Genomic DNA, 20,981 nt, shown 5'->3' with positions numbered 1-20,981 from the left:
TCTAAATTAGAACAAATTCTAAATTTGATAATAGAATAAATTAGCTAAAAATCATATCAATCTTTGAACTTTATTTAGGGCCACTTGCTTTTAACGTTTCTAGTTGTAATACTATAAAATAATAAATAATAAAGTTATGACATCATGATATTCTATACGAAGAGGAAAAATGTCATTAAAATGCAAGTCTCTGTAAGATTCAGATATCAATCCCAAGGGAAATATCATGAGTCTTTAGATATCTTAATTAATTAACGAATTAATAAAATATTGTACTTGGCCAAGTCCGAAGATTTATCTAAGCTTAGAGAAGAATACATAAAAAAATCAGTTTTAACAAATAGAATTTTTATGCTAATGCTTGGACTATCTATACTCTTACTTTTGTTTATTATTTTGCCTTATTATCTTTCATTGGAACATTTGAATATATTAAAAGATGAAAAGGATCAGTTCCAAAATGATTTTACACGCTTTAGCAGTTTTAATAACAGCCTTGTAAATTACTATCAAAATTATGAAAAAATTGCAGAACCATTAATAGACAACGATTTCAAAAATATTTCTTCTAGAATAAATGAATTAGTATTGAGCGGCCTAAGCATATATCCGGAATGTGACAAAATAATCATTACAGGGGATTTTTTCAAATGCAATATTCGACTTATGGCAGAGAATGAGTATGATTATTTGATAAACAATCAGAGCAAATCGATTTTATCTTCAACTTTTAAATCTGTCCTGAGCAATTGGGATATCAATTACGCACCAAAGATAACCCTAATTAGGCAGAATTTACTTGATAATTATAACTCGATAATAAATAATTCTAATACAATTCAATCCACACTTCTTATTTCGCAGCAATTAAATGGTGTTACCAAAACATTTTTCGAAAAGGATGTACCTCGAGAAACCATTTCTATTTTTTTGGGAAACCCTGGTAATCAATCAATTGATTCTTTGGAGTCTAATCAAGCATCCCTTAAGGATTTATTGCTCTCTTTTAAATCTAACATAACAAAAATTGAAGGAGACATTACAAATACAGAAGGTTTGATAGCATCCATAATTAAAAGAATTGGTGATGTAGGGACTCCAATCGGCAGTATCGCATTAGGATTTGAAGAAATACTGGTCTTCTCACCGATTATTCTTGCCTTTTTTTATCTTATTTTTCTATCGGTGTTGAAAGATACAATAAGACTGAAAAAGGAGCATATTCCTCCTGGTGATATTGTAGATACAATTAACCCCTTACTATTCTTTTCCTCTCAATCAAAATTCCTACGATTGATACTTTTGATTTCCCCATTTTTTGTTTTTATAGTTTATAGTGCCTTAATGTTGTCTTTATGGGCTCGATTTGATCCATTTTTCATATTTGATGCCTACTTTTGGGTTTTTGCAATCCTTTATACAGTTTCCGGGGTGATTCTAATTGTTAATATATTCAGGGTTCAAAAAGAAGTTGTTTAGAATTTCACCTGGATTAACACTATATAAAAAAACGGATTATTTTAACAATGAAAGTATATCGCTTATATTCTGTCGGGTCTTTTCCGATCCATCTTCCATGGTTTGAATTGAACTATTAAAAAGCTGATTGATAGTTTGATTGTGAGATTTAATCTGCTGCATTGTTGAATTCCTAGGCTTATCGAGTAAGGATGCATCATTTGCAAAATTTGAAGTATTTGAATTATTAGAAATCTGTTCGCTCAATCTCTTTTCAAAAGGTATAATATTTCCCTGAGCGAACACCTGCGGTACGATAGATAATCCTAATGATAAGACCACAAGGTAGAATATTACTGAGTTCATAGTTCATATTTTGAACCAATATATTTAAACATACTTTATTATTTCCTTAATTATCATTGTTGAAACTTTTTTAGATATCAATATTTTAACAGATCAAAAAGTTATCAGACGGTCCAGAAATATCGTTGATTCTGTAACTAACTTTTTGCCGCAGATTAGGTATGAATTAATTTGTTTACATCCATTTGATGGTTGACTGTCTATTGGAAGAAAAATATCAAACGCGAAGACAACAATAGGTCAATCTAGAATGAATTCTGAAGGATCTATAACTACTCTTGGAAATTCAGGTTTCATTGCTTCTAATTTTTTAAGAATGATATATGATATTGCCCAATTTCGAAAGTGCTTTACATTTGCAGGTATGATATACCAGGGTGCCCATTTCTTACTGCATAAACTCAATATCTTCTCGTATATCCCCACGTATTTGTCCCAATTTCTATGACTTACTATATCATTTTCATTAATTTTCCACTGCTTTGTAGGGTCTTGAATTCTTTCTTGAAGTCTTCTCCTTTGTTCTTCTTTACTGATGTGCAAAAAAAACTTTATTATGGTAATACCGTTTTCTGACAAGTATTTTTCAAAATCATTAATTTGTTTGCATCTGAGAATTACCTGATCCTTAGAAATTAAGTTGTTGACAAAAGGTTCTATAATGTCCTCATAATGAGAACGATTGAATATTGCAATTTGACCCTTTGAAGGAACTTCGGTATGAATTCGCCAAAGATAATCGTGGGCCAATTCAGCGTCATTAGGAACCTTAAAGGACTTTACATAACAATTCTGGGGATTTAAAGCGCCCATCACTTGACGAATTGTTCCATCCTTTCCTGAGGCATCAGCTCCTTGTAATATAACTAATAACGATTTATTATTGGCGGCGAAAAGCTTGTATTGCAATTCAGATATATTTTTAGAAAACTGATCCATTTCTGTTACTGCATCAATTTTGTTTTTGTTCCAGGTATATTGCGGATCCCAATTTTTTAACTTTACTTGATTTGCAGATGCTTTTGTTGGATTAACTAAAAATTTTCTTAGAGGATCCATGAATGATCGAAATAAAAAGATGGTAGATTTAAATCTGTATCTGCTACATATCTCAAAAAATATTCGTCTGTTTTAGATATTCAAATGGTATGTTGCTAAAAATTACGGAAAATGATAAAGATGTCCTCATTTACTAAGCCTGAAATCAGTCAATACGGGCCTGGGCATTCGTCTATGGTGACTTTCAATTATGCATTTAGGAAAGTAACAATACTCGACATCAGAATCGACTAGAATTTCATCAGTCGACTTCTATATTGATTGATATTAGCCAACTTATTTTCTATCAGGAATTCATCAATTAAAAGAAGAGTGCGAACTAAAGAGTGTTGAGGCAGTTATTACTATGCAGAGGAGTGATCAATCGATTATTTTTATTAAACTGATTATACTATAGACATAGGTCAAATCTGCCCTAGAAAGCAAAAATTTAGATATTATTGAAACACTGGTTGTTATATATGCGAATTTCACCAGAAATGACAAGGGCCATTAATGAACAAATATCTTATGAAGCCTCATCAGCGAATGCATATATTGCAATCGGATCATGGTGTGAGCGGACCGGCTACGATGGTAGTGCAGCCTTTTTCTTTGAACAAGCCAGCGAAGAAAATCAACATATGTTAAGATTTATTCATTATCTCAATGGAGCTGGGGCAGAAGCCATAGTTCCCGCAATCGATAAACCTCAGAATAGCTTTGAATCACTTCAATCTGCATTTCAATTTGGTCTGCAGGGCGAACAAACAGTATCCAAATCAATTTATGAGCTGGTCGATATGGCTGGGAAGGAAAAGGATTATTCAACCTACTCTTTTCTTCAATGGTTTGTAACGGAACAAATAGAGGAGGAGACATTATTTCAAACAATTCTCCAAAAATTTGATTTGCTTGGAGGTGACAAATTGGCCATTTATCAAATTGATCAATCTCTTTCCTCTATCAGATCGCAGATCATGAGTAAGCAAGCAAAGCAGGCATAATCGTTAGAGATATAAAAATTCTTATTTTTCATCTTTTTTAGCAATTTCCCGCTGGCTGTATTTCATTAACACTTTATTTTGAAACTCAAGATCCGTTTTCTAACTTTCGCAATTCTTAATGCGAGTAATTGATTACTATTCAAACTTCGATAAAACAGATAGATTTCAAGGATACAACAAATCATCCAAAACAATGACTAATGGGTGCGCTGCAATTACCATTGAGTAATTTGTATACTTTTGAAACTTAGGAAATCATCTGCTCCAGTAACCTCCATACGAGTCTAGTTCAATCAGCCACATTTAACCCATGGATAATGAATATGAACCAAACATGACATCCATATGAGGTGGGTGACTCCGAGTTACTCATTTATACATAACTATTCTTGAGTATTTTATTGACTCGAAATTACATTTGTGCTAGCTGCAGGAAAACATTTAGTAGAAAATGGAATGCCCATCGTCATAATAATATAATCCATTTTGGAATGTCCAATGTATTCAATAGTGAAACTGGAATGATACTAGAAAATAAGAAACTTAATTCAGGTTATGAGACAGATGAGGTTGATCAGGATTATCAAGATGAGCAAATTGTTATGGAACTTTTTGGTAAAATGTTACAAAATTTCGAAGAACTTGAAAATTTATTATCACATAAAACTGAGGACGATAAATATAGATTATTGTCTGATTTGCTCTTTGCGATACTCGTAACACCGAATCCAGTCAAATCTCTGAATGACACCATTTCTGTTGAACGCTCAATGAAAGCCAAATTTAAGTTTGTAAATTATGTTTCAAAAGGCATGAAAATTCCTCCAATTATGGCTGAGTCTTCGTTACAAAATTTAATAAAAAACAACCCCTGGATTAAAAGAAGAAACCAAATATAGACAAAATTCAATATCGACTGGAGGATAATCAAATGTATGATTATATGTCTTTTCACTAAAAGATTTCTAGGGAAGGACTGGTATCCATACCTAATTAACCTCCTATCTTTTCCCGATAATAATAATCACCAGTAAATTTTGGATAAAGAAGTGAGATACTTAGTTAAAGGGTTTTTTGTTTGATTCATTATGATCTTTTATTCATACATCTATGACAACTAGAAGGAGGAAATTCATCAAGTATACTAGGTTCGTTATACTCCTCCCATGCTATTACTTCGACATGGTTGTTTATTTTAGCCTGGACCTTAGTTGGACCAGATTTTGAGGTTTTCAATACAAGCTAATGATTGATGTTGCAACTAATTTGGAAGGACCTTTATTATTTGTCAATACCTGGATAAAAATTTAAAGTTCAATAGTGAAAAGTATATAACATACACTAGAAGCCCTTAAACGAGATGCATCCGTGAATTTATTATGAGTCTCAACATTGCGGTTATTATTAAATTAGAACCGGATTTTTCAGACGGAAATGTAAGTTACAATCCGGATGGGACATTAAACAGAGCAGAAACTAAAACTATTTTGGGACATCATAGTGCAATTGCTTCACAAGCTGCCTTTTATGCTAAAGTAAAATATGGTGCTCGTATATCTATTGGAACTATGGGTCCGCCAATGGCCGAGTTGGCACTTGATCAATCACTTTTATTATCTGACGCTGAAGAATTACATCTATACAGCGACAGGTCGTTTGCAGGTGCAGATACCCTATCTACAGCAGAGGTTCTAAAAACTGGGATATCAAAGATGAATGATGGAAAATCTATGGATATTGTATTTTCAGGTTTTAGAGCTTCAGACGGTGAAACAGGACAGACAGGTCCTCAAACTGCCTGGAAATTAGGTTTTACTTTTTTGGGGAATGTCATTAGCTATGAAATTGATATTGAAAAACGATTAATGACTGCTGTACGCCTAGTTTCATACGGAAATTATAACATGATAGAAAAGGTGCAGGCACCTCTACCCGTTTTTGTTGCTATAGACCCTTCTTACAAATCTCCATTTGTAACGGTTTCCCAAAGACTAAGCGCCTCAAAATATCATAAGGAAGCCAAGATGAGATCTAGTAATTATAAATCTATTTTAAAAGTATTTAACGCCAAAGAATTGGAAGTTGATCCAAAATTAGTGGGGTTGCCTGGTTCACCCACAATCGTATACAAAGTGGAAAAAATTCCCAAGATAAAATCAAACAGGAGTGCTCAGACCGTTGAGAATATTGATCCTGGTGAAATCTCTAATATACTTGAGAAAATCCACGAGACAATTACATGAGCATATGTGTGGAGGTGAATGAGCTTGAACCAAATAAATGAAAATATGAACAAGACCGTAGATCAAACTGCTGCTTTGACGAAGAAGAAAGAGAAAGATATTGCGGAGATAGATGGTATCAATAAAATGAATCAAATCAGTAAGTACAGAAACTTGTATGTTATAGTCGAACAGGTGGATGGTAAAATTATTCCTGTTGGTCTAGAAATGTTATCTGAAGCAAGAAGACTTATAGATGATTTTAATAAAAAATATTCATTAAATGAAAAAGTGATTGCAGTAATTCTAGGTAATGGTATTAAAGATTTATGCAAGGAATTAATTTATAGTGGTGCAGACGCCGTCATTTTTGCAGACGACCCAAAACTGCAATATCATATAAATAAGGTATATACGAAAATAATTGTTCAAATAGCAACCAATACAAAATATATTGAAAAGATCTCACCGGAATATTCTAAAGAGTTTAAACGACCTAGATACATGTTCTTTGCAGCTGATAGTACTGGGCGACACTTGTCATCCACAGTCCTAGCAGAGCTAGAATCTGGATTGGCATCTGATATCAACAAACTTGTAATAGAAGACATCGACTTTAGACATGAACATAAAACAAAGGGACAAATGCTAAAATTTGAAAAAACACTAATGATGTATAGACCAGATTTCTCCGGATTTCTTTGGACCACTATTCTTTGTCTAGATAACAAAAATCCTGAAATAAAAAGGGATTATCATCCTCAAGCATGTAGTATTATTCCCGGTGTATTTGAACCATTAGAAAAAGACGAGTTTAGGACTGGTATAATTGAAGAACACATTCCAGAGTTTGACACAAAAGATCTTGAAATCAGAGTTCTAAGTAGAAATGTCCTTAAAGAGACCATCGATTTTGGCAGCCATAAAACAATAATAAGTTTTGGAAGGGGCATAAAAGAATCGCCAGAAGAGAATATAAAGTTAATAGAAAAACTTGCAAAATTGTTAAACGCAGAAATCGGTATTTCACTTCCCATATCAAAAAAACCTTTTAAATTAAGTGACAAAATGAACTCGCTGTATATTACTCCAGAAAGAGTGATAGGTACAAGCGGTCAGAAAGTCGAACCCACAATTTACATTGCATTAGGGATTAGTGGGGCCACTCAACATTTAGCAGGCATGAAAAATTCTGGATTCATAATAGCAGTAAACCCTGACGAGAACGCTCCAATAAGAGATGAATGCGATGTTTTCATTAAGGGAAGAATAGAGGACGTTTTACCAATCATGATTGAAGAGCTTGAACGTGAAAATATGACACAAACAAAAGAAGAAGGAGGTAGTGCAGTAGTTGGAACAGTTTGATGTTGTCATAATTGGTGGAGGTTCTGCAGGTCTAGCAGCATTAAAACAACTATCCTCTGTGGGAATTCAGACAGTATTGTTAGAAGCTGGGTCTACTATTGGAACAAAGAACGTTTCTGGAGGGATACTGTATTCAAAAAATCCTCAAACTGGTAAGGTTCATAATGTTGATGAAATATTTGAAAATTTCTTAGAAGAAAAACCATGGGAAAGACAAATTACAAAATATATTCTAAATTGTGTATCTAAGGACAAAGTCCTGTCCATCGATTTGACCGATTCCCATGATTATCAATCTAATTTTGGATGTTCTGTTTTGCTAAATAAATTAAACTCTTGGTTTGCCAAACAATCTTTGGAGACTGCCGAAAAAAATGGTGGAGGTATCATAAGTGGAGTTCATGTTAGAAATATTACCTGGGATAATGAAAGGGGCAAAACAATTATCCAAACAGACGAGCTAGATGATTTTGAAGCTAAAGCTGTTATTGCTTCTGACGGAGTAAATTCAGAGGTTGCAGAAATTACAGGAGCTCGAAAAAAATTCTTGCCACCAGAATTGTATCAAGGAGTAAAGGTTGTCATCAAACTACCAGAAGAAATAATAGAAGAAAGATTTCAATTAAATCCGGGAGAAGGAACAGCCCATATTTTTGCTGGTGACATAACTCTCGATCACATAGGGGGAGGTTTTTTATATACCAATCTTGATTCTCTATCCGCAGGAGTTGTGTATCATTATGACTCTTTGCTTTCAAATCCAACCGGGCCAAACAACCTCATAAACGCGTTACTAAATAATCCCTTTGTCAAAGAATATATCAAAGATGAAGTAGCCTTAGAACCCTATCCAGATAAAACCTTGACTAAGATGGAACAATTGCGCATTAAATTTGCAGTCAATAAACTTATAAAAAAATGGGAGAATTTAAGATTTGAGTATTATTCTCATGAGGGGAAAAAGAGATTTCTTGAAGATAAGGAATTCAATTCTATTGAAGATGCTAAATCAAAAATAGATTCTATTCACAAGGAGTTGCTTGAAAAGTATAACACACGATTTGAAACAGATTATGTAGAATTAGAGTATAGTACGAAATTGATTCCAGATGGGAAACGCTGTAGAATGAAAAAGCCTTACATCAAAAACATTTTATTCATAGGTGACGCCGCAGGAAGAGGTCTATTTATTGGACCACGAATCGAGGGTCTAAATGTAGGTATTGATGATGCAGCAAGAGCATCTAATGCAATAAAACAAGCCTTGGAGAAAAATAATCTTGATGTTGCGTCAAACTACCTGGGTGAGCTTTATTCACAATCTGTCCAACAAAGCCCATATACTATGGATATGGAAAGAATAGACAAACATTATATCAAAACAATAATCGATGCTGCAGGCAAACAAATTCCATCAGAAAAAATAGGTAAGCATAAATTTCTATTCAAATTGTTTCTAAATGATAAATTGAGAAATGTGTCTATCGACATTGTTAATAAGATAGGATACAATAATATGTTATCGCTTATAGAATCAAAAGAAACATACATTAATACTCCAATAAATATTGCAGAAAAACTCGGAACCAAAACAATATCTGAATATTCACTATCTATTCCGGAATTATCTCAACGTATATCAAGTCTGAGTTATAATGATGACCCACAAAGCCATATCAAAATAACAAACTCAAGGAGCGAATTTATGAAAAAAATGGTTACTCTTTGTCCAACTAAATGCTATAGTCTTGAAGGAGAAGAAGTGGTTTTGCAACACGAAGGTTGCATAGAATGTGGAACGTGTTCCCCAGAAACAGAATGGAGGCATCCCAGAGGCGAAAAAGGGATCCAATACAAGTATGGATGAATTAATCCGTTGGTTCTATTATTTCTTTTACTAGATTTCGTCTTTTAATCAAGAATATTTTATTTTACTATTTTAAGGTATTAGTTACTTATTGTAAATGAATCACACATTTTCAATTCTCTATTTTCAACTTAAAAATGTATTGTGAGATTTTCATATAAGATCATTATAGCAAATTCTAAATAATTTACCCGTAAAAGTTAAGTCAACTTTTTTTGTCGAGGACATGGCTTACAGAAAGTAAAGCTTTTTTTGCCACAGAAATGAGATTTTTCAAGTGTAATATATTGAGACATCTATTGACTTATTATTTAACAAATGAAAAATAAGAATGCTAACTATGTATCAATTGTTAATAAAAAAGTCAGACAAGTTTATCTTTATTACTGTTGTCAATCATAAATGCAAGTAGAAAAAACCTTTAAAAATTCTGAAATGGGTGTGATAAATGAATTAAAAAGATCTGGAATAAAATGGGTAAGACTTAATTTCTGCGACCCTTTTGGATTTCTTCACCAAATATCTGTAAACAGTACAGAAATTACAGAAGACGCGTTTAAGGAGGGATTACCTAGACTAGATGGTAGTTCCATAAAAGGATTTAAAGAGATCTATGAATCCGACATGCTACTCAAGCCAGACCCCTCCACTTTTGCAATCTTGCCAGAATATTTTGACAAGAATAATCATAACAAAAAAAATTATGCCTATCCTTCCATGGCTGCACGCATGTTTGTTAATATTTATGACGGATACGGTGGTAAAAGGTATTCCAGAGATTGCAGATATATAGCACAAAAAGCAGAAGAATTCTTAAAGAATAAAGGTTTTGAGAAAAGTTATTGGGGACCTGAACTAGAATTTTTTATATTCAATAAGATATCACTTCTTCCAAGTCCCATGTCTTCAGTAGATTGTTCTGGTGGATCAGGATACTCAATAGAATCTGGGGAAGCTCCATGGAACTCTTCTAGTGGTAACGAATATACTATTCCGTTTAAAGGAGGATATTTCCCTGCACCTCCAGCCGACAGTTTAACTGATTTAAGGGACGAAGTATCAGAAACATTACAAGAATATTTCGGAATAAGAGTTGATGCACACCACCATGAGGTTGCAACAGCTGGACAATGCGAAATTCAAATGGTGTATGATGATCTTATCAGAATGGCCGATAACGTAATTACCTATAAGAAAACTGTAAAAGAGGTTGCTGCCAAGCGAGAAATGATTGCAAACTTTATGCCTAAACCAGTAGCACTTGACAATGGTTCAGGTATGCACGTAAGTCAGAGTTTATGGACTAAAAAGAAATACGGACATGATGCAAATATGTTCTTTGATCCTTCTGACGATTACGCAGAATTAAGTCAAACAGCTCATTACTATATTGGCGGTATAATAGATCACGCTAGAGCGCTTTGTGCTTTAACAAATCCAACTACTAATTCATATCGAAGATTAGTTCCTGGCTATGAGGCCCCAATTAATGTAGCATGGAGTAAAATGAATAGGTCAGCTAGCATCAGGATTCCAGCTCATTATAAAAATATGGAGAAGCAAAAAAGAATAGAGTATAGGACACCTGATCCAAGTTCAAACATATATCTTGTGGAGTCGGCATTGCTACTAGCTGGGCTTGATGGAGTCAACAAAAAAATATCTCCTCCAGACCACGTAGACAAAGATATATACAAACTGACAGAGCAAGAAAAGAGAGAATATGGAATTAAGAAATTGCCTACCTCTTTGTTAGATGCTATAGAGTCTCTAGAATCTGATGCTGACTTTTTGAATCCTGTATTTGAAGACGATTTTATTAAAATGTATTGTCAGATTAAAAAGGATGAATATGCCACTGTGGCCGCAATACCTTCGCCAAGAGAATTCTACATGTATGGGAATGTTTAGGTAACACATGTCGTATCCTAAAGATTTATTAGATATCAAAAGAAATCTTCTAAAAGAAGTTTCTTCTGCCGCACTTGTTACTAAGAGTGATAATTTCAACTCATTATATTACGATCAATCAAAAATTATTCTAGATGCAAGAAAAGCATTTGATGGTCTAATCCCTTATTCAGGGCTAGGTGCGAATTCCACAAATGATTATTTTTCTTCCATCGATCTCATTGGTGGAACCCTAAAAACAGATATTGATTGTAGTAATGTCGATCTATCTTTATCTATAGGAGGTCGCTATTCAAACAGAAAAATAACCTCGGACATTCCGTTTTTTGTATCTGGTATGAGCTATGGTTCACTAAAGCTTCCTGCAAAAATAGCATTGCATCTGGCATTAAATCAACTTGCGGACGATGGCATAAGAGTGATAATGAATACTGGAGAAGGAGGAGCACTACCTTGGGAAGTTCATGATTTTAACAATGGTAATCCCAATGTAATGGATCAAGTATCCAGGCTGCTTAAGGAACATAATTTAGATAGTATAGACAGAGAACAGCTTTTTCGTAGAAAATATCCATTGGTGGTTCAATATGCATCAGGGAGATTTTGGAAGGATCCTGACTACTTGCTCAATGCAGATGCAATAGAAATCAAGATAGGACAAGGAGCAAAAATAGGACATGGTGGATTGTTACCCGGTTCAAAAGTAACTGAATTAGTGGCAGAAAACCGCGGTATACCACCTTATAAGTCGGCTCATTCACCTTCAAGACACCTTGATATCCTAGGTCCAGAGGATCTAGTTGCAAAAATTCTTGAATTAAGAGAGCTTACTGACTGGAATGTTCCAATTATTGTAAAGGTGGGTGCATCAAGAGTTCAAGATGATATCTCTATAATACTCAAATCTTTTGCAGATGCTGCTGCTATTGACGGTTATGTAGGGGGGACTGGGGCTGCACCTTGGGAAATTCGAGATAGTATTGGTGTAAATACCATACCTGCAATAAGGTTGGCTAAAGATGCAATAGATAATTACTATTCAAAGAGGGATATGGATGAGTTCAAGCTGATCGCTCACGGTGGTATCTGGGATTCAAAACGGATTGCAAAATGCATTTCTCTCGGGTCAAATGGAGTAGGCATAGGTACGGGATTTCTCATATCTATGGGATGCACATTAGTTCAAGATTGTTATACCAACACTTGCCCTGCAGGATTAACTGGATCGTATGAAAAATTAGACATTCAATCCAGTGTAAATAGAATAGTCAATTATATTAAGGGTACAAGGGTCGAACTGCAAAATATTGTAGGCTCTTTAGGAAAGAAAAGAATACAAGATCTCAACAAAGAGGACCTTCATGCTACTGATGAGATATCAAATTTGGTATCAGGATTATCTACCAATGCATCGAGTTACTACAACAAGATAAAGAACAAGGACATAGATAATATACTCAGAGATATTCCGGAGATAACTAAAAAATGAATATCAAAGAAAAATACATAATACGATCTTCTATCTTGGAATTAGCTGAAACAGGTCTTCCTCGCAATATATCTATAGATGAAAAAATAAAACTTGAACAAAAGAATGGTGATAGTGCTAAAACTCAAGACCTATGGAATTGCATAACTGCATTAGGTGCACAACTATCGCGTCCCCCATACGATCCATATCGAGAAATAATTGATCTTGATATATCCATAGGTCGAAGACAGTGTCCCAACAAAGTTACTTTGTCAATGCCTTTGATAATTTATGATAATGACGCACAAATAGATAATACGACATTAGAATCTCTCCACAGTGCATTAAATAGGCTCGAGACTTTTGAGAACACGACGTTAGGACTTATTTCAGAAAATAGAATAGAAAATAGAGAGTATCCACATTTTAAAAGAATAAGTGAAAGAACGAAAGTATTAGGAGAAGAAGTTAGGTACGATACGGAAGGCCTTGTATTTCAATGTAGCAATGAAAGGTCCCTACAGTTTCTAACCGAAATAAGAAAAGAATTTGATGGGCCAATCCTTATTGAGGTGGACAATACTTTTGAAAAATATCTTGGACCTTTGTTAGATGCAGGTGCTGATGGGATTATCGCAAATACTATCAAAATAATAAATAATTCAAAAAACAGAGAAATGCATGCAATTAAAGTCATACATGATATAAAATGTGCAATAAATCGTTACTATGCTGGAATGGAAAATGATGGGACAGTACTAATAGTTGCCGGAGATGTTAACAATACTGGCAGGATTGTAAGAGCGGCCGCATTAGGTGCAGATATCATTGGATATTCTACGAGCTTGTTGATTGCTAATGCTGCTCATCATCATGAGGTTCAGTCAGATTTCAATGCAGTATCCGATAGGATATGCAAACATGTGATGGCTACTAAAGGAGAACTAAAAGGAGTTCCTGCCGCCTTAGGATATAGTAATTTTTATAATATTTCCTCCGCAGATTTGCGTACATCAAATATTGAAGCAAGTATACAAGCAGATATCGCAATAGAAGGAACAAACCAGACTTATCGTCAAATAATTGAAGATTTTGTATATAAATACGCCGCAGAAGAACAACTGGATCTAAATAAATCTCAAAAACAGGAGCTAGTTGAGTACCTGTTGGTAAGTAGATAAAGAGGGGATGAAAGTAACGTGTGTGGAATATGTGGGATTATATTAGAAGAACATACCGATTCAAACTTCTTAGTAGGTGAACTACTTTACAAGATGATGGAAAGCCAGCAAGTAAGAGCACAAGATAGCGCTGGAGTAGCCATATACAATAATGACGACACTTGTCAAAGTAATTCGTTTGCTAGCCTTGCTTACCTCATAAAGTGTGAGAATGAATACGAGATGAGGGAAGAAAAAACTACTACGGAAATTAAATATTCAAAAGGTTCTGATCAACTTGTTTCCAGGTTAAGAGAAGACGAAAACGTCTCAATTATGGGTTATACTAAAGAAATGAAGTTGATTAAGAATGTGGGTCTAGTGAGAGACCTTGATAAAAAATACAATATAAGATCAATGAACGGGACTCACGGAATAGGACATTTGAGAATTGCGACAAGCAGTAACGTTGATCCAAGCAATGCTCATCCCTTTAGTACTACTGTTATGCCCGATATTGCAGTGGTGCATAACGGAGAAATAGCAAATTATTCCAAACTAAGAAATATGCTAGAAATCAAAGGATACCCTTTCTATTCTAGCTGTGATTCAGAAGTGATAGCAATATTTCTTGTCGACCAGCTATTACAGCATGGCGACCTAGAGAAGGCACATAGTGAATTCATTCAAAAAGCTGATGGGCCTTTTACGTATATTGCATCCACCAATCGTACTTTGTCATTAGTACGGGATAAATTTGGAACAAGAAAGGGTATTGTGGGTTATAATCCTGGGTCAGATGCTTATCCTGCATTTTGGGCTATGGCGACGGACCTATCTGCTTTGGATATCATCGGAGCCAACAGGGAAGTGAAGGCAGCCTCGCCAGGTAAGTCATTGGTTTTTACCATCGAATAAATAAATTAATAAGGCTTTGATCAACGACCAAAGACTAATGTGTTACATATTAGATATTGATGAACTTGGAATAATACTAAAAGAAATAGGTTCAAAAATATCTAATCCTGATATGCAATTTGAAAGGATTAACACTTTATTTGAGCAACAATATGGCATAAAACTCCCAGAAGGGACAAAACGTGCATCGATTGAAAAATTTGGAGATGTTGTAAGTTCCCCGCTGATAATGGAAAGAGCAATAAATTCAATCATAAGTAAAAAGGTGATTGAAGGTGAAACTAAGCTCATAATAAAAAACCCAAGGTCCTTATACAGAATAGGGATACTCAGTTTTGACAAGACAATAAAACTCGATCTAGTGGTAGAAGGTAACGTCGGAAATTTTTTTGGAGCATTTTGCAATTTTGATGGCACATGGACAGTAAAGGGTAACAGCGAGAATGGGTTGGCTGATAAAGGATATAAAGGTAAAATAATTGTAGAGGGATTTGCCACGGAATTGGCTTGTCAAAATAATCAAGCAACTGAATTTAGCACCGGTGTGGATGTCCTGATCAAAAAAGGATGTATGGAAAGAGCAATGGGACAAGCAAGAGGTGGTAGGCTGGTAACTTTTGGTGCAGGATATAATTCAGGTCTATACATGTCAGGTGGTATATTACTTAATTTGGGGTTGCCAGGTGAATTATTTGGTCCGGGGATGGTTGGAGGAGTAATTTATTCTCCCCAGGGAACCATCGCAGCCGAGGGAGCAAAAATTGATAACTTGTCTATAGAAGATTACTCCATAATAAGGGAAACACTGCGGGTATTTGAAAAAGAACTATACATAGAACAATTAAATGATTTTTCTATGGAAAACCCTGTAATATCCCTAACGAATAAGTCAATGGAAGATGTTCAAAAATACGATATGCGCGACTTTATCAAAATAGTACCTGATATAGTATCACAATAATCTGAAATCCTCTTTAGCGGTAATTAAGACTATGTGGGTATTAGTTCTATCGATATACGGCAGTGATAAATCATGCTTGACAAAATCACTTAATTCTGAACGATTCTTAAACTTTGCAATGATTATTAAATCAGTCAAGCCTGTAATATCATAAACTGCACAAACATTAGAAAATTTTGATATATGCCTTTGTACCTCAATTATTTTATTCTTAATAGCTGTCACTTCAATTACCGCTGTCAAATCAAATCCTATTTTTGCATAATCTACCATTGCAGAATAGGACTTTATTACCTCATCTCTTTCAAGTTTGGAAATTCGATTAAGTACTGTGGGTGGAGAAATTCCCAATTCAAATGCTATTTTTCTATACGAACTCCTAGCATCTGTTAAAAGTCTTCTTAGTATTTTTGAATCTATATCATCCATTGATAATTTTTCTACAAATGACTTTATAAATATAAAATGAATTTATCTTTTTTTGACAAATTTAAAATGGTATCAGCATTATATGAATGTCGTAAAAGATTTTTTTAGTGTTTCAAATTCTAAAAATACGAGATCTTAGGTCTAACTCAATCTTACTTATTTTCCTATCACCAGCTGATCACCAGGGGATAATCTTTCAAATATGTACATGTCTATATTTTTCTCTATTGGATAGGAGAAAGATATGATGTTAGCCCATTAGACATCTATTTACTTGAGATTATTTTTTATTTTCATTATGGTGAATAAGTTCATGTTATAGTATGTGGTTGAACAAAAATTCCCCGAGTAAAATGCTTAAATATTTAACGGCTTAATGTGATGTAAATTATGAATAACAATAATTATAGCAACACATTCATCCTTGTAATTATGACAGGTATTTTTGCATTCACTGTACTTGCAATGACATCAACGTCATTTAGTCAAGCTTCAGCTCAAATGACTGACTGCCAAACATCATTAAGTTTAAATTCAAATCCCAGTGGAGGAACTGTTGCATCAGGTAGTACCCTTCCTGTATACTTATTGGGTGAACTTAAATGCGGGGATTCAGGTATAGGGAGCGTTACTGTAATAATTTCAGGTATAGATGAGAACACTGAGAACGTTATAACTAATGAATATGGTAAATACAGTTTAGGAGTCCTACTAGCCCCAGGAGAATATTCTGTTGAAGCATTCTTTGCTGGTGACGAGACACATGTTTCAGCAACTGCGATCAGGACAATTACAGTTAACGAACTCGTCTGACTATAGCTGTTAATCTCTCGTTATGTACGGGCTACTGTGTTAATTCCCAGTATTAAAGTCTGATGAGGCACACTTGTATTCATATCCCATAATTTCATTCTTTGTAATAAATTGATTTGTAACTGAACGAATCTTTCTGGATCTAGTGAAAGGTAACAAATAGGAGAATAAAAGGCTCAATATTAAATTATTACCTTTCAAATATGACGGCTAAGAAAAGAATTTGGAAATCTACTGAACTATATCTAAAATCGCGAGATTATTTCCACAAGGATTATTGCGTATTCTTGCCCTGTTATTTTTCATTCATATTCTTGCCCTTATCTTATATTTAAAAAGAGTATCATTAGTCTTTAGACAATCTTCTTTTTTTCCTTAATTAAGATATCAATTTGGTTATTGAGCATACTTTTGTGTTGCATTAATATTTCGTAAACAACCCAATTTGCTTCAATAGCGTCTATTATCGTTCCGAGCTTATTCAGAGCGATTTTGAGTGTCGTAATGCTTTTATCAAAAGAACGTAAAGTTTTAATATCCAAATCTTCCGAGTTCGTTGTAGGTATATCATAAAAGGAATTTTGATCACTTTGTTTTGATACTGCTCTCTTGATCATTCTTCGGATTTCTAAGACAGTCATGTTGTTATTAATCGCCTGTCTAGCAATCTTTAATTGCTCATCATGATCCTTTAAAAAGACTAATTCTTCCAATGTACTTTTGTTCAATAAGGAATTCTTGTAATTTTCAATTAACTCCTGTGGAAGGTCTAATATTGACAATCTTTTATAAATATATGATACACTCTTTGAAATCTTGTCGGACAGACTTGAGATTCCTCCCCACCCGAAATCAATAATATATGCTTTAAAGGCATTTGCTTCCTCTAGTGGACTTAGGTTTTTTCTCTGGATATTTTCTATCAGAGAGATTTCAAACGCTTCAATATCATTTACTTCTATGATATGAGACATTATTTTCCTGTAGCCTAATTTCTTGCATGCAAGAAATCTCGAGACTCCTGATACAATTTCAAAGCCATCTTTTTTTGTTCTTATAACTATGGGATTTAGTAGGCCGTGTTGTCTAATTGAGATAGCCAGTTCATTTAACATATTCGTATCTAAATTACGGAAGATAAATTTAGGTGCCGAAATCTTTGAAATATCTATTTCTTCTATTATACCCTTCAACAGGGGTGAGGCTGAAAAGTGTATTTGCATAATATATCCATTGAATTCAACTATTTAACATTATCAATAATTAAGCAGATGTCCTTTTAAATTTTGTAATATTCCAACAATAATTGAATAGTACAAATATAATTAAAGTTTTGTAAATGTCAATCAGATTTCAAATCCAATTAAGATATATTAGTAATTATTGAATATTACAGTAAAATTCATTGTTTCAAATATCATTCTCACTGTTACTAATGGGTTATTTACAGCTCTCTTGTATGTTGTAATTTCTCATTATGTTTCATTCCAATCATCTACAACGTGAAAACTCACTGATGATGTTTGGCTCCTATAGGTTTTACATTATTTCACTATTTTAACTATATTAACCAAATTTATGTTAAGAATTGAATTCCCTTTTATAGAATATTTGGAAATATCTTTCTTGAGGATTTGAATAGTACCTTGATGTCAAGAAAAGATTAACAATATAGTAGAAATCCTTTAGCTTGGATAATAACGAATTTTTTGACATCGAAAGTGCTTTATTTGAATATTATCTTGTGCCGATTAGGAAAATGTATTAGTTGACCCAATACACCTGTTGCACAGTTATACAAAGTGAGAGTGCATCATTGATCTGGCTATTCAAGGTAATTTGTTATCCTATTATTCGTTGATAAGGTCAAAATGGGCCCACCTTGTAGAACAAACCTTAAACATTTAATACACTTTATTTCAAATTCCTTAAATTATGCCATTCTATCGATCTAAATCTCATCTTGTTAATTTTGTATTTACAAATTCGCTTTTTCAGATTATTTTTAGATTTGAAGTTTATACGCCTGTGAAAATTATCATATCTATTTTTGGTTGTTGGTTATCCTCTATTTACCTACTTTTATGATCCTGATGATAATAGTAAAGTATCGTTATGTGCAGTTAACCCCAATTCCTATTTTCTAATTAATATATCTAATTTTATTTGCATTAAATAAATCAGGATTTTCGCCACACACTTTGACATTCTCCAGTTTGTCATCTTTAAAAGGCTTATGAACATTGTAAAGATACATCTATAATCTTAAATACTACTTGATTCAGAATCTTCAATATGGATAATCTCAAAACATTGAAAAGAACTCAAGTTATTGTCACTGTTATCCTTGTATTGTCAATAATTGGTTCTCCAATTACCTTGATGCCAATGCAATTTTCTTTAGGACAGAACAATACTATATCAAATAATAGTAATACTTCAAATACTACTTCGGTAAGTACCCCTCCCACCGAAACTGCAGTTATTCCTGGCAAATACATAGTCAAGTTAAAAGATCCCTCTGCATTAGGAGGAGCAGCACTTTCAATTAGTGATCCTATCTCGGCCGTGACCACTGATATTGAGGATCAAGGATTTGATGCCAGTGTAAATCGTTCGCTATTAGGTCTGAATACGTATGTACTTGATATAGCACCCTCAGAAAATGGCTCATTTAGTGGAGCTAGTTTACTAGACAATTCTTCTGTCGTGTCTTCAGTTGTTGAAAATATATTAGAGGAAAATCCGCTCGTTGAGTCCGCTCAAGCAGATATGTTAATGACTATCCCAGAACCTATATCAAATGCAAGTGATTTTAAGACATCAACGCAGACTATTCCAAGGGGCATAGATAGAATTGATGCTGAGGCTACCAACAAGTCCCTACAATCAGCCAATGCTGATATTGCAATATTAGATACAGGGGTTAACAACCATAAAGATCTTAATCTCTTCAAGAACATTTCTTTTGTTGGGATCTCTACACAAGATAATTGTGGTCACGGTACACATGTCGCCGGCACTGCTGCCGCGAGAAATAACTCTTTTGGTGTAGTAGGTGCAGCACCTGATGCCCGAATCTGGAATGTTAAAGTATTAGAGAAGACTGCAGATGGTTGTAGTGGATCCCTATCAGGAATTCTTTCAGGACTTAATTATGTATTAGAAAACGCTGATACGATAGACGTTGTAAACCTGAGCTTAGGTGGCTACTGTCCCGCATGGAGATCGGAATGTGACTCTTCAGTCTATGAAAGTAGCATTAATGATCTAATTAATGCAGGTGTAGTTGTAGCAGTCGCGGCGGGTAATGAGGCAAACCCTGCTGACTGGTACGTTCCAGCTAGGTTCCAAAATGTAATAACAGTATCTTCTATAAGTGATACAGATGGTAAATGTGGGGGAATGGGGACTCCATCTTCTTTTGGCGATCTTGACGATTCTTTTTCTTCTTATAGTAATTATGGTCCCATAGTAGATATAGCAGCCCCTGGTTCTGATATTCTATCAACTTGGAATGATGGAACTTTTAAGTCAATCTCAGGCACAAGCATGGCAACTCCTCATGTAGCCGGAGAAGCAGCTCTATACAAGGCTAATCACCCTGACGCATCACCATCTGAAGTGTACAACGCCCTACTAACATCAGCAACCAAGGGAAACATGCAATGTGATGGCAATGGTCACGGATACTTCACCGGAGATGTAGATGGTGTAAATGAACCATTATTATATGGTAAAAACGTCACAACGGTTTCAAATCCAAACTAGAATCTATTATTCTTTTTGTGAATTCTAATTATGCCAGCATAGTTTCTCTTATTTTTTCGCACCAATTAATTGATTGATTGAAATGGTTATTTGATATTTTGAAATTGATTTATGATTTAATTAACTAGCTAGCCTACATCGTGTGTCTTCTATCAGTGTACTCAGTGGGCTGATTGGCTAGACATGAAGAATATGGGATCCATGTAAACGACTGAATAAAT

The 20,981-nt window shown here is 34.3% G+C and carries 17 protein-coding genes; 13 read left to right on the top strand and 4 right to left on the bottom strand.

Annotation, left to right across the window (positions count from 1 at the left end; genetic code table 11):
- Positions 1-276: 276 nt before the first annotated feature.
- Complete coding sequence (locus NMY3_RS14120) at positions 277-1,479, top strand: hypothetical protein (protein WP_196816456.1); 1,203 nt, start codon at positions 277-279, stop codon at positions 1,477-1,479.
- A gap of 36 nt (positions 1,480-1,515) precedes the next feature.
- Here the strand turns inward: NMY3_RS14120 and NMY3_RS14115 are convergent, their stop codons facing one another.
- Together NMY3_RS14115 and NMY3_RS14110 are read right to left on the bottom strand one after the other, a co-directional pair.
- Positions 1,516-1,824, bottom strand: a complete 309-nt coding sequence (locus NMY3_RS14115) for a hypothetical protein (RefSeq protein ID WP_196816455.1) — start codon at positions 1,822-1,824, stop codon at positions 1,516-1,518.
- 240 nt (positions 1,825-2,064) lie between these two features.
- Positions 2,065-2,883 carry a PPK2 family polyphosphate kinase gene (locus tag NMY3_RS14110; RefSeq protein ID WP_196816454.1) on the bottom strand — a complete coding sequence of 273 codons (819 nt, stop codon included), beginning with the start codon at positions 2,881-2,883 and terminating at the stop codon, positions 2,065-2,067.
- A gap of 461 nt (positions 2,884-3,344) precedes the next feature.
- Between NMY3_RS14110 and NMY3_RS14105 the strand changes: the two genes are divergently transcribed.
- The 10 genes from NMY3_RS14105 to NMY3_RS14060 all read left to right on the top strand — a co-directional run bounded on the left by NMY3_RS14105 (position 3,345) and on the right by NMY3_RS14060 (position 15,747).
- Positions 3,345-3,869, top strand: coding sequence for a ferritin (locus NMY3_RS14105; protein ID WP_196816453.1), 525 nt, complete (start codon positions 3,345-3,347; stop codon positions 3,867-3,869).
- A 521-nt stretch (positions 3,870-4,390) separates the two neighbouring features.
- On the top strand, positions 4,391-4,768 hold the full coding sequence (locus tag NMY3_RS14100; protein WP_196816452.1) for a hypothetical protein: 378 nt from the start codon (positions 4,391-4,393) through the stop codon (positions 4,766-4,768).
- Positions 4,769-5,248: 480 nt separating this feature from the next.
- On the top strand, positions 5,249-6,112 hold the full coding sequence (locus NMY3_RS14095) for an electron transfer flavoprotein subunit beta/FixA family protein (RefSeq protein WP_231100105.1): 864 nt from the start codon (positions 5,249-5,251) through the stop codon (positions 6,110-6,112).
- Between the two features lie 24 nt (positions 6,113-6,136).
- Positions 6,137-7,459 carry an electron transfer flavoprotein subunit alpha/FixB family protein gene (locus NMY3_RS14090; protein ID WP_231100104.1) on the top strand — a complete coding sequence of 441 codons (1,323 nt, stop codon included), beginning with the start codon at positions 6,137-6,139 and terminating at the stop codon, positions 7,457-7,459.
- Complete coding sequence (locus NMY3_RS14085) at positions 7,446-9,326, top strand: electron transfer flavoprotein (RefSeq protein WP_196816451.1); 1,881 nt, start codon at positions 7,446-7,448, stop codon at positions 9,324-9,326. Before NMY3_RS14090 ends, NMY3_RS14085 begins: the two co-directional genes overlap by 14 nt.
- Positions 9,327-9,728: 402 nt before the next feature.
- On the top strand, positions 9,729-11,237 hold the full coding sequence (gene glnA, locus NMY3_RS14080; RefSeq protein WP_196816450.1) for a type I glutamate--ammonia ligase: 1,509 nt from the start codon (positions 9,729-9,731) through the stop codon (positions 11,235-11,237).
- 7 nt (positions 11,238-11,244) lie between these two features.
- The gene (locus NMY3_RS14075) at positions 11,245-12,726 is read left to right on the top strand and encodes an FMN-binding glutamate synthase family protein (protein WP_196816449.1); all 1,482 of its coding nucleotides are present in this window, start codon (positions 11,245-11,247) and stop codon (positions 12,724-12,726) included.
- On the top strand, positions 12,723-13,889 hold the full coding sequence (locus NMY3_RS14070) for a hypothetical protein (protein WP_196816448.1): 1,167 nt from the start codon (positions 12,723-12,725) through the stop codon (positions 13,887-13,889). The genes NMY3_RS14075 and NMY3_RS14070 overlap by 4 nt, the downstream gene beginning before the upstream one ends.
- An 18-nt stretch (positions 13,890-13,907) precedes the next feature.
- Positions 13,908-14,786 (top strand): class II glutamine amidotransferase, encoded by an 879-nt coding sequence (locus NMY3_RS14065; RefSeq protein ID WP_196816447.1) that lies wholly within the window; start codon positions 13,908-13,910, stop codon positions 14,784-14,786.
- Between the two features lie 37 nt (positions 14,787-14,823).
- On the top strand, positions 14,824-15,747 hold the full coding sequence (locus NMY3_RS14060; protein WP_196816446.1) for a hypothetical protein: 924 nt from the start codon (positions 14,824-14,826) through the stop codon (positions 15,745-15,747).
- On the opposite strand, the gene NMY3_RS14055 is transcribed toward NMY3_RS14060, so the two are convergent.
- Complete coding sequence (locus NMY3_RS14055; RefSeq protein ID WP_196816445.1) at positions 15,739-16,176, bottom strand: Lrp/AsnC family transcriptional regulator; 438 nt, start codon at positions 16,174-16,176, stop codon at positions 15,739-15,741. The two genes, NMY3_RS14060 and NMY3_RS14055, sit on opposite strands and share 9 nt — an antisense overlap.
- Positions 16,177-16,608: 432 nt before the next feature.
- Here NMY3_RS14055 and NMY3_RS14050 point away from each other — a divergent pair, with 432 nt between their 5' ends.
- Entirely contained in the window at positions 16,609-16,989 is a 381-nt protein-coding gene (locus NMY3_RS14050) for a hypothetical protein (RefSeq protein ID WP_196816444.1), read from the top strand.
- Between the two features lie 353 nt (positions 16,990-17,342).
- Here the strand turns inward: NMY3_RS14050 and NMY3_RS14045 are convergent, their stop codons facing one another.
- Positions 17,343-18,212, bottom strand: a complete 870-nt coding sequence (locus NMY3_RS14045) for a ParB/RepB/Spo0J family partition protein (RefSeq protein WP_196816443.1) — start codon at positions 18,210-18,212, stop codon at positions 17,343-17,345.
- 1,072 nt (positions 18,213-19,284) lie between these two features.
- Here NMY3_RS14045 and NMY3_RS14040 point away from each other — a divergent pair.
- Positions 19,285-20,760: a S8 family peptidase gene (locus NMY3_RS14040; RefSeq protein ID WP_196816442.1), complete on the top strand. Its 1,476-nt coding sequence runs from the start codon at positions 19,285-19,287 to the stop codon at positions 20,758-20,760.
- Positions 20,761-20,981 lie beyond the last annotated feature (221 nt).

The organism is Candidatus Nitrosocosmicus oleophilus, from assembly GCF_000802205.1.
GTDB classification, from domain to species: domain Archaea; phylum Thermoproteota; class Nitrososphaeria; order Nitrososphaerales; family Nitrososphaeraceae; genus Nitrosocosmicus; species Nitrosocosmicus oleophilus.
Note: the sequence above shows the minus strand (reverse complement) of the source record. Positions and strands in the feature narration are given on the sequence as shown.